The organism is Vibrio bivalvicida, from assembly GCF_001399455.2.
Taxonomy (GTDB): Bacteria; Pseudomonadota; Gammaproteobacteria; order Enterobacterales; family Vibrionaceae; genus Vibrio; species Vibrio bivalvicida.
The window spans coordinates 1-9,621 of sequence record NZ_LLEI02000044.1; the positions used below are offsets into that span (position 1 = coordinate 1).

At 41.1% G+C, this 9,621-nt stretch carries 10 protein-coding genes; all 10 read left to right on the forward strand.

What is annotated here, in order from left to right:
- Positions 1-76 precede the first annotated feature (76 nt).
- The 10 genes from APB76_RS16320 (at position 77) to APB76_RS23125 (ending at position 9,213) form a co-directional block, all read left to right on the forward strand.
- Positions 77-415, forward strand: coding sequence for a GFA family protein (locus APB76_RS16320; protein ID WP_049842708.1), 339 nt, complete (start codon positions 77-79; stop codon positions 413-415).
- Between the two features lie 144 nt (positions 416-559).
- A complete protein-coding gene (locus tag APB76_RS16325) occupies positions 560-952 on the forward strand; it encodes a hypothetical protein (RefSeq protein ID WP_054963642.1) in 393 nt (130 codons plus the stop codon).
- A gap of 134 nt (positions 953-1,086) precedes the next feature.
- Positions 1,087-1,413, forward strand: a complete 327-nt coding sequence (locus tag APB76_RS16330) for a hypothetical protein (RefSeq protein WP_054963643.1) — start codon at positions 1,087-1,089, stop codon at positions 1,411-1,413.
- A gap of 621 nt (positions 1,414-2,034) precedes the next feature.
- Entirely contained in the window at positions 2,035-2,385 is a 351-nt protein-coding gene (locus tag APB76_RS16340) for a hypothetical protein (protein ID WP_054963637.1), read from the forward strand.
- Between the two features lie 744 nt (positions 2,386-3,129).
- Entirely contained in the window at positions 3,130-3,408 is a 279-nt protein-coding gene (locus tag APB76_RS16345; protein WP_054963636.1) for a hypothetical protein, read from the forward strand.
- Positions 3,409-3,678: 270 nt separating this feature from the next.
- Positions 3,679-4,593, forward strand: coding sequence for an alpha/beta hydrolase (locus APB76_RS16350; RefSeq protein WP_054963635.1), 915 nt, complete (start codon positions 3,679-3,681; stop codon positions 4,591-4,593).
- A 730-nt stretch (positions 4,594-5,323) separates the two neighbouring features.
- Positions 5,324-5,767: a hypothetical protein gene (locus APB76_RS16355; RefSeq protein ID WP_054963634.1), complete on the forward strand. Its 444-nt coding sequence runs from the start codon at positions 5,324-5,326 to the stop codon at positions 5,765-5,767.
- A gap of 717 nt (positions 5,768-6,484) precedes the next feature.
- Positions 6,485-7,273, forward strand: a complete 789-nt coding sequence (locus APB76_RS16360; protein ID WP_054963633.1) for a hypothetical protein — start codon at positions 6,485-6,487, stop codon at positions 7,271-7,273.
- A 572-nt stretch (positions 7,274-7,845) separates the two neighbouring features.
- Positions 7,846-8,598 (forward strand): hypothetical protein, encoded by a 753-nt coding sequence (locus tag APB76_RS16365; protein WP_054963632.1) that lies wholly within the window; start codon positions 7,846-7,848, stop codon positions 8,596-8,598.
- A 441-nt stretch (positions 8,599-9,039) separates the two neighbouring features.
- A complete protein-coding gene (locus APB76_RS23125; RefSeq protein ID WP_167350322.1) occupies positions 9,040-9,213 on the forward strand; it encodes a hypothetical protein in 174 nt (57 codons plus the stop codon).
- The last annotated feature ends 408 nt before the right edge of the window (positions 9,214-9,621 follow it).

The following is a 9,621-nucleotide window of genomic DNA, read 5'->3' on the forward strand; positions in this document are numbered from 1 at the left end:
AAGGTGGCTTTATTAAGTGTTGTGGTGCGTTGCTCACCACTTAACACAGCGTTAGGTGAATAGAGGGAGGAATCACATGGAAGTAAAGTGTCATTGTGGGAATGTTAACTTAAAGCTGAGTTCACTCCCATCAGAAGTCGGTGAGTGTAACTGTTCTATTTGTCGCCGCTATGCTGCTTCATGGGCGTATTTTTCTCCTGAACAAGTCCAAATTAACTTGAACGAGGAAACGGTTTTCTACTGCTGGGGTGACAAGGAAGTAGAATTCCATCGTTGCAACTCATGTGGCTGTTTAACGCATTACGTAACAACGGAGAAATGCTCCGAGGATATCTTGGCGGTTAATATGAGAATGGCTGAAAATGAAGTGCTTTCAAGTATTCCAGTTAGAAAAATCAACGGTGCTTCTTACTAATTCACCTAACAAACTGCTTAAGACGGACTGCCAACGCTCGGCGAATTTACTTCAAAGTTTGCTCTATGCTTACGGTGGCTTGTTTTCGTTTTGTGGTATGTTGTCAGCCACTTAGCAGGGCGTTATGTGTAAAAGAGGATTATTATGTACTACCTTCCCAAGTTGTTGGCTGAGAAGTTTGCTTACTTTGGCAAATTCTCAATATTCGGTATCTGGGCTATATCATTCGCTTCAATGATCTTATTTGCATTTATTGCATCTGCTATAGCTTCTTTGAACGAGCTATTGGTTGCTCCAGCATTTAGTATCTACTTGATATTTGTCTTGGGAATCGTTTCGGCTAAGTTTTTTTCAAGAAAGAAAATCATCCTAACCGGCCCTGTCGCTGTAAGAATAGCTGCATCAGATGCAGGAGAATCGGCCGCAAAAGTCGGAAAAACGCTTTCAGAAATAATCTTCTTGCTGTGCTTTTATTTTTTTCTGTTTGGGTGCGTATTTTTTGCGTTATCACCTTTGTTGTTTTGGGCATACACATAACAAACTGCTTAAGACGGACTGCCAACGCTCGGCGAATTCACTTCAAAGTTTACTCTGTGTTTACGGCGGCTTGTTTACGTTTTGTGTTATGTTGTCAGCCACTTAGCAGGGCGTTAAATGCCTAGAGGTTCTAGATGTATACATGGAAAACTGCTTTTTTTACCTGCTTAGTTCTAATGATGGGTAGCACTTTGTATTTAGGCTTTGCTTTAATAGATGCTGGTATTTCATACACATACCAACAAGAATCTTTAAAAACGGCAATAAAATCAAACGAGGTCTTAAGTCGGGTTGTATTGGCTAGTTCGAAAGCATATACGCAAGAAGATTTACTGCATTTACTCAGGGAAATTGACCCGAATGCATTTATTGTTCAAGAAAAAGACCAACTCATAATTGGTGATATCACGTTTAAATTTGAGAACAATGTGTTGGTGGAAGTTGTCCAGTATGGCATTTAACAAGCTGCTTAAGACGGACTATCAACGCTCGGCAATATGGGTTCTATTTTGGTAAAGTGTTTAAGGCGGCTAGTTTAAGTATCGTGGTTTTCGTTGCTAGCCACTTAGCAGGGCGTTAATAAGCTACTGTTAACGAATAGTTTTTAGGGTATGTAGTCTTTCAATGGCTGTACCTTTTTCGGCACAAAATCTCTTTCTCAGCGCGCTCTGAGTTCTCAAGTTTCTTTGACGTAAATGCCATTTGAAATCATCGAAAGCGCTAATATGCCAGCAACCATCTTAACTCTCAAAGGTTCATCGTTGTGGCAATTAACTGTCCGTGACTTCAGTGGGTGGCCTGTTCTCTGTCACTTTGGTTTGGCTACTTGCTCAAAGTTGGTTTCTGAAAAGGACAGTGGGTCAGTAGCCAATAAAAATCTGGTTGGTTTGTACTGTTGAGTTCGGTGGGTTGTTTGGGTGTAGAGCGCGCGGAAAGTACTTTATTAACAAAGTGTTCAAGCTGGATTCTCAACGCTCGGCGGTTTTGGTTGCAAATTCCGGTGCAGTGATTAAAGTGGCTTTATTAAGTGTTGTGGTGCGTTGTTCACCACTTAACACAGCGTTATGCTCTAGGAGGTAATTTTGCTCGATTTATTCAAAAAAGTGGTTCTAATTAACCTCTCAGCGGCTCTTGTTGTGATCGCTCTAGCCCAGTTTGTTCCATTCTTTGCTACTACTCAGTTGGTCGACTTTCTTTTCTTTGTTGTCATCGTCATATGGGTTTTGGCGAAGCTAATGTGGGAAGGTGGTATCCATAGTAAGACGACTCGGTTAGATGATCCTAGAACAGACAAAGTCTACAAAATGGTAGAAGGGCATGATTTCGAAAAAGACGAGCGAGAACACTATCGAATGAACTACCAGACAGGTTTAGTTTTCTTCATAGCGGGTCTGCCAGCGTTTATTGCTTGTTTAGTCCTTCAATTTCTTTGAGTACGAGCATAACAATAAATTTAAGCAGATTCGCAACGCTTGGCATTTTCGGTTTGAATCGGCTTTAGTGTTTACGGCACAATGGGTTAGGTTAGTGGCGGCGTTGCTCACTACTTAATTTGGCGTTATGTTTACTTGTATTTCAAAGGCTTAAAGGTCTTAGGCTTTAGTTCTTTGTCCCTCGGGCAATTCGTCCCTAGTAGACTCAGCAAATCCGCATTGTCGGTCTAAGCTCTTGAATCTTTCAGCCCGTAAAACATGTCAATGTTCGTGGGTTGCTTCATTGTCAGGTCGTGGCGGTTAGCTTCTGGTTTAACTGGCTCAAAGTCGCTTTTTGGTTCTTAACCAATTAGCACTTCGGCTTGGCAGTTGCCTCGGCAATTCAACATTGTTTTGCACTTTGGTTGGAAAGACAGGGCGCTTGTTGGTGCTTAGTCGGGTTGCCTCATTGGGCAGGGAAGTGGAATTACTGATTTTGGGTTAGTCGCCTTTGGTGGTCAAGTCGGTTCCAGACTTGTGGTTTACTTCAGGAAACTAGTCGGAAGTAGCAGTTCTTTCTCAAGTAAATCATGTGTTTGTGGTAAAACATAACAAACAATTCAACAGTGATTCGCAACGCTTGGTGCTCTCACTTCGGGTTGAGTTTAGTGTTTACGGCGCAGTGTTTAAGTTCAATGGCTGCGCTGCTCACACGTTAATTGGGCGTTATGTGCTTCGTGACGTCTAACCCGAGGGAGCTTCAATGTGAAAGATTGGATAGAAGAGTTTTTAACAGTCTTTGCAAAATCAGGGAAAATACAATTGGCTTTTTGGCTTGGGATTATTGCATTTTTCATGACTCATGTAGTTGGTTGGTACATGCTTGAAAGTGGTTCTGCACAGATTCAAGATGAATATCTAAATGATGTTTTTGTAAATAAAATTGCTCGCAAATATGATAAGGCAGCATTATTTTTTTTGGTTATTTCGTGGGTAAAAATGTTCCGGTTGTTCAAACAAGAGCAGCTTAGGATATATCGCTGAATATCTTTAGTTAAATACACAAGACTGGACCATTTTCGCTCCTCTTGAAGATGCACATAACAAATTGTTCAAGAGGGATTCGCAACGCGTGGCATTTTCATTATGCGTTGAATTTAGTGATTAAGGTGGTATGCGGTGGCTTCGGTATTGCGTTGCTCACCCCTTAACAAGGCGTTATATCTAATTTACATCACACATCTAAACTGTATGTATATACATGGGTCTGTATTGGTATATTATTCTCCGATTTTTTAGTTATAGAGTTATAAAATGACCAACCACCTAGAAGCTGGCATTAGAGAGCTAGTCGAAGAATTTCAATCTAATGGTAAACCTTGCCCTTCAGCACAAACAATCGCTGAACGCCGGGCTGGTTATATCGGTAGTACCGCACTAGCAGGCGAGAGTCCTAAAATTGAAAGCGAATACTTAGATGTACTCAATGGTATTCCAGTTAAGATTTACAAGCCCACAAGTGAAGTGAACTTACCTATCGCGGTCTATTTTCATGGAGGTTGTTTCATCAGTGGTGGTTTTGAAACACATGATGTTCAGCTAAGACAAATTGCTCTTCTGTCCAACGCTATAGTTGTTTGCATTCAATACAGGCTGGCACCGGAACATACTTATCCAGCAGCACATGACGATGTATACCAAGCTGTACTTGGTATTAAGGATCAAGCGCATAAGTATGGTGGTGATTCAGAGCATTTGGTATTTATAGGTGATAGCGCAGGTGGGCAGTTAGCTTTGGCTACTACGCTTAGGCTAAAGAAGCTAGAACAGTGGTTACCTCGTCAGCAGATTCTTATTTATCCAATGTTGGAGCCAAAAGGTAGTACGCAGAGCTACAGAGAAAACGGTTCAGATTACATTATAACGGCAGATATGCTTCTTTCTGGTTTCGAGTTGTACGCGGACTGTAGCTATCAAGAAATTAATGAACCAGAGCTTAACCTTTTAAACGATGACTTTAGTGGTTTGCCTACCACTACTATTATCACAGCAGAGTTTGACCCATTACGCGATGAGGGAGAGCAACTATACAAGTTGATGCTTGCACAAGGAGTTGAGGTTTACCGAGAACATTATTTAGGTGTCATTCATGGTTTCTTTCAGTTGTCTGGTGTGTGTAATTCAGCAAAGCGTTGTATCACGGCAATTGCAAACCAAATTAAAAATTAGATATAACAAACTGTTCAAGAGGGATTCGCAACGCGTGGCATTTTTATTGTGCGTTGGTTTAAGTGATTAAGGTGGTATGCGGCGGCTTCGGTATTGCGTTGCTCACCCCTTAACAGGGCGTTAGTACGGGTTTGACATCAAAGGTCATCAGTTTTGGTGTTTATCTGTTTTGGCGCTCGTATTTACACCTTTCAGTTAGTGCCTTTCACGTTCTTTCCGGTGGCACTATATGCGGAGTGTTTGCTTTGATTTCATCTTTTACGGTTTCTAACTCTTAGCCTATTTCTTTGGTACTTCTTCGTTTTTGCTGTACTTCCTAAGTTAATCTTGGCATTCGTTGGGTGCTGTTATCAAAGTACGAGGATCGAATCCTTTTCTAATTTGAATTCAATAAAAGTAGGGGAGTTCAGTACGTTTTTCTTCTAACCAACTCTCGTCTCTCAGCCGAGTTTAAGTTTTGTAGCTGCCCGTCTCACTTCAGTGTTCAAATCCTTTCATATCATCCCAATTTTCAATATCTTGGAGCGCATAAATAGAAGTAGTGCATGTACTAACAAATTGCTTAAGAGTGATTCGTAACGCGTGGCATTTTTACTTTGCGGTGGCTTATGTGATTAAGGCGCCGTGCGGTAGCTTTTGTATTGCGTTACTCACACCTTAGCAAGGCGTTAGCACTCTCTACGTAAATTTAGCAACATCTAATGTAATTTATTGGTCATATGAGGCAGTTATGAGCAAAATCCACACGAAAAATGGTTTTCATTATAAGCACACAAAAAGTTGTTACGGTGGTGTTTGGAGCCATACTTGGTATATCAAGCCCGTAGAATCTGAAATTTTCCTCGTTTATACAAATACGGATACCTTCAAAACCTTAAAGGTTGATGTTGAAAATTTTCTATCCAACCCGCAAAAAGCTCGCGAGTACTATTTTGCTGACTTAGCTAGAAAAAGTGATGTGGAATTTGCACTAAAGCAATTAGCTGACGCTGAAGCTCGTTACGAAAGGGTTCACTCTCCTGATTTTGACATTAAGGGTAATAATCCAAATGCAGAAACTCGTGCTCGTCGAAATGCAGAGAGTCAGTTGTTTGCAGCGAGAGCAGCGTTAGAGCAAGCACAAAGGTACAAAGCAATTTTAGGTAATGCGCCTTCATGTGAGTCAGAGTGCTAACAAACAATTTAAGAGGGATTCCCAACGCTTGGCATTTTTGCGTCTACTTCAATTTTAGTGTTTACGGTACAATGCTTTAGGTTGGGTGGTAGCGTTGCTCACCCCTTAATTGGGCGTTATGTTTACTTGTAATTCAAAGGCTTATAGGTCTTAGGTTTCAGTTCTTTGTCCCTCTGGCAAATCGTCCCTAGTCGACTCAGCAAATCCCGCATTGTCGGTCTAAGTTCTTGAATCTCTCAGCCCGTAAAACATGCCAATGTTCGAGGGTTGCTTCATTGTCAGGTCGTGGCGGTTGGTTGTTTGTGTAACTGGCTCAAGGTCGCTTTGAGGTTCTTTTCCAATTAGCATCCCACCTTGGCAGTTGCCTCGGCAACTTGCCATTGTCTTGCGCTTTGGTTGGAAAGATAGGGCGCTTGTTGGTGCTTAGTCGGGTTGCCTCATTGGGTAGGGAAATGGAATTATTCGTTTCTGGTTGGTCGCCTTTGCCGGCCAAGTCGGTTCTTGCCTTGTGGTTTAGCTCAGAAAACCAGTTAGAAATAGCAGTTCTTTCTCAAGTAAATCATGTATTTGTGGTAAACATAACAATAAATTTAAGAGTGATTCACAACGCTCGGCGCTTTCACTTCAAGCCAGTTTAGTGTTTATGGCAGAATGCCTTAGGTAAGGTGGTAGCGTTGTTCACACCTTAATTTGGCGTTATGTTTCTTTGAGGAAATTATGAGTATAGTGGATGGCACTACATTGGTTGCAAGTGTTGTATCTCCAATTTTATTAGGAGCTTTAGCCGTATTTATCAATAGAGTAGCAAGGAATTTTGCGGATAAAACGGATTTTAAAAGGTTAAAAAAAGAATTGTCAGAGAATACAGCAACGGTTGAAAAGGTAAGAGCTGAGTTTTTAGAATCTAATACCAAAATAGTTGAAAGTGTTAAGTCTGAATTCTTGAAAAATAACACTGAAATAGTAGAAAGTGTAAAAAGTGAGCTTCAGGTTAAAGGTTGGGTCAATCAACAAGTTTGGCTGAAGAAGCAAGAGATATATGAATCAATTTTTAGCAATTTGCTTCTTGTTAAAAAGTATACGTCACATCAATTCGACTCTTTTCAAGAGGCGCTATACGTCGAGAGGGAACATGAATATTTTATGTGTCAATCGGACGGTGAATGGGTCGACTCTCCAATACTAAAACAGGATTTGGAAAGGAAGCGTAAAGAATATAATGAGCGCATCAATTCACAAGAAAGTATCAAAGAAAGCAAAAAGATACGGCAAGATAAAGAAAAAGCTATTTCTTCACTTATGGAATTACTATCTATTAACTCTGTTTACATCGATGGAGATATAGAAAGCGTTTTGGATAAACTACAAACTGTATTGCATCGACGGTATGACGCAAGTGATTTCAGTGATGTAGAGGATTATATGTATGATGTATCAAACGCGATAGATAATGCTATTAATGAAGTAAAAGTTATGTGTAAAAAAGAACTGAAGATCAAAACATAACAATCTGTTTAAGAGTGATTCGCAACGCTTGGCATTTTCGCTATGCGTTGCGTTTAGTGTTTAAGGTGGTATGCGGGAGCTTCGGTATTGCGTTGCTCACACCTTAACAGGGCGTTAGTTGGCAATAGTTTCTTGGTTTTAGGTACGGGTTCAGTAGGCGTTGTTTACATCCGTTCTCCGTACTTCGGCAAGCAGAAATTTCTCTGTAATTGAATTGGTTTGGTGGCTAGCTTGCCTTTCTAGTTTTGTGTCTGGTTTGAAGAACGAGCGTATCAGGTTTGCTGGTTTCAGTGACTCTTGCATGCAATGGACTATCGTAGCTTTTAGCTTGCCTTTGCAAAGGGAGCTTTGGATGTTTAAGTTGTCCAGTCTACTAGTTTAGGGCGCTCGCTGATTCTACTGTGGAAAATGGAAACTTCAGTGCGCGCTAGCCAACTAACAATCTGCTCAAGACGGACTGCCAACGCGGGGCAATTTTCGTTCAAGTCGGGTATAGTGTTTACGGCGGTTTGGTTGAGTGCAGTGGTCGCGTTGTCAGCCACTTAGCAGGGCGTTATAGCTCAGGAGATAAAATGCAAGATCGAAGTAGTTACAGCTATATTTTGATGGGAATAATAACTCGTTGTATGCAGCATGGTAGCTGCACATATAGAACTGCAATTAAAGGTAAAAAAGACCTTAAGGAGCTGTTAATCCAAGAAGCATTTGAAGTTACAATGCAACTGTTTTCTTCGACTGCGTTCTTAGATTTGTACTCTGTGATTGAGTCTATTGACGACGATAAGATGGATAATAATTTACCTTCAGACTTACAAAACTCGTTAAAAAGTGAGTTTTCATCTCTAGAAAAAGTCCTATTTGCGGAAGCATCAACAAAGAAAATATTCACCTTGCCACCTAGGCGTTATACAAGTGAATACTTACTGAACAGCCCCCATAACCTACTTAAACAAGGTAACTTTGAGAAGTTGTCAGAGTTAGCAAAGCTGGACTTTACTTCATCAACTAGGTGTATTGTGTTTGGTGAATCAACAGCAGCGGCTTTCCACATTCTTAGAGCTACGGAAGATACGCTAAAACAATATTACTTTTTACACCGTAAACAAAAGAGACTAACGAAGCCGATGTGGGGGAACATGGTCGATCAACTTCGAGCAAAGAAAAATAATAAACCACCATCAAGCCTTCTTGACTCCTTGGACATGATCAGGAAAAACTATAGAAACCCTACACAGCACCCTGAAGCTACTTACACAATTGACAGCGCACAAGATTTATTTGGTGTATGTCTTGACGCAATTGGGAAAATGGCAGATGAGCTATAACAAGCAATTTAAGAGGGATTCACAACGCTTGGCACTTTTGCTTCTACTTCAAATTTAGTGTTTCTGGCACAATGCTTTAGGTTTGGGTGGAGGCGTTGTTCACCCCTTAATTGGGCGTTAGCTAGTATTTAAAGAAACTAAGGGCTTAAGTGCTCATGCATACTGGGCTCTAGCTTCACACTTGATAGTCTCAGGCCGCAAACTATCTCGCCATTGGCACTGTTCGAAAAGTGTTTGAATCAACCGAAGTCAGCTTACTGAAGTGGTGTGTTTGTTTAGTTCTTTGGTGCGGCTTCTTGGGTGTTGGAATGCTGCTGTGACTAAATCTGTTTTGCGCACTTGGTAGTGGGCCTCTTCGAAAGTATTCTCTGCCAAGCATGTTTCATCATTTAAGTTTAGGTTTTTGAGCTGTCCAATTTACATGGTCATTTGAAAGCAATAATGTATTTCAAATTAGGCACTTGGGTGAAAAACGCAACCTTCTTCGTAGCAGCTAACAAGCTGCTTAAGACGGACTGTCAACGCGGGGCATTTTTAGTTCAAGTCGGGTATAGTGTTTACGGCGGTTTGGTTGAGTGCGGTGGTCGTGTTGTCAGCCACTTAGCAGGGCGTTAATAAGCTACTGTTAACGAATAGTTTTTGGAGTAAATAGTCCTTCATTGGCTGTGCCTTTCTCCGCACCAATTCTCGCTCTCTAGCGTGCTTTGAGTTCTGAAGTTTCTTTGACGTAAATGCCATTTGAAAACATCGAAAGCGCTAATATGCCAGCAACCATCTTCGCTCTCAAAGGTACATCGTTGTGGCAATTAACTGTCCGTGACTTCAGTGGGTGGCCTGTTCTCTGTCACTTTGGTTTGGCTACTTGCTCAAAGCAGGTTTCTGGAAAGGACAGTGGGTCAGTAGCCAATAAAAATCTGGTTAGTTTGTACTGTTGAGTTCGGTGGTCCGTTTGGTTGTAGAGCACGCGGAAAGTACTTTATTAACAAAGTGTTCAAGCTGGATTCTCAACGCTCGGCGGTTTTG

Excerpts from the sequence above, each read along its gene's own strand:
- APB76_RS16320 (WP_049842708.1), top strand. The coding sequence starts at position 77 with ATGGAAGTAAAGTGTCATTGTGGGAATGTTAACTTAAAGCTGAGTTCA.
- APB76_RS16325 (WP_054963642.1), top strand. The coding sequence starts at position 560 with ATGTACTACCTTCCCAAGTTGTTGGCTGAGAAGTTTGCTTACTTTGGC.
- APB76_RS16330 (WP_054963643.1), top strand. The coding sequence starts at position 1,087 with ATGTATACATGGAAAACTGCTTTTTTTACCTGCTTAGTTCTAATGATG.
- APB76_RS16350 (WP_054963635.1), top strand. The coding sequence starts at position 3,679 with ATGACCAACCACCTAGAAGCTGGCATTAGAGAGCTAGTCGAAGAATTT.
- APB76_RS16355 (WP_054963634.1), top strand. The coding sequence starts at position 5,324 with ATGAGCAAAATCCACACGAAAAATGGTTTTCATTATAAGCACACAAAA.
- APB76_RS16360 (WP_054963633.1), top strand. The coding sequence starts at position 6,485 with ATGAGTATAGTGGATGGCACTACATTGGTTGCAAGTGTTGTATCTCCA.
- APB76_RS16365 (WP_054963632.1), top strand. The coding sequence starts at position 7,846 with ATGCAAGATCGAAGTAGTTACAGCTATATTTTGATGGGAATAATAACT.
- APB76_RS23125 (WP_167350322.1), top strand. The coding sequence starts at position 9,040 with ATGTATTTCAAATTAGGCACTTGGGTGAAAAACGCAACCTTCTTCGTA.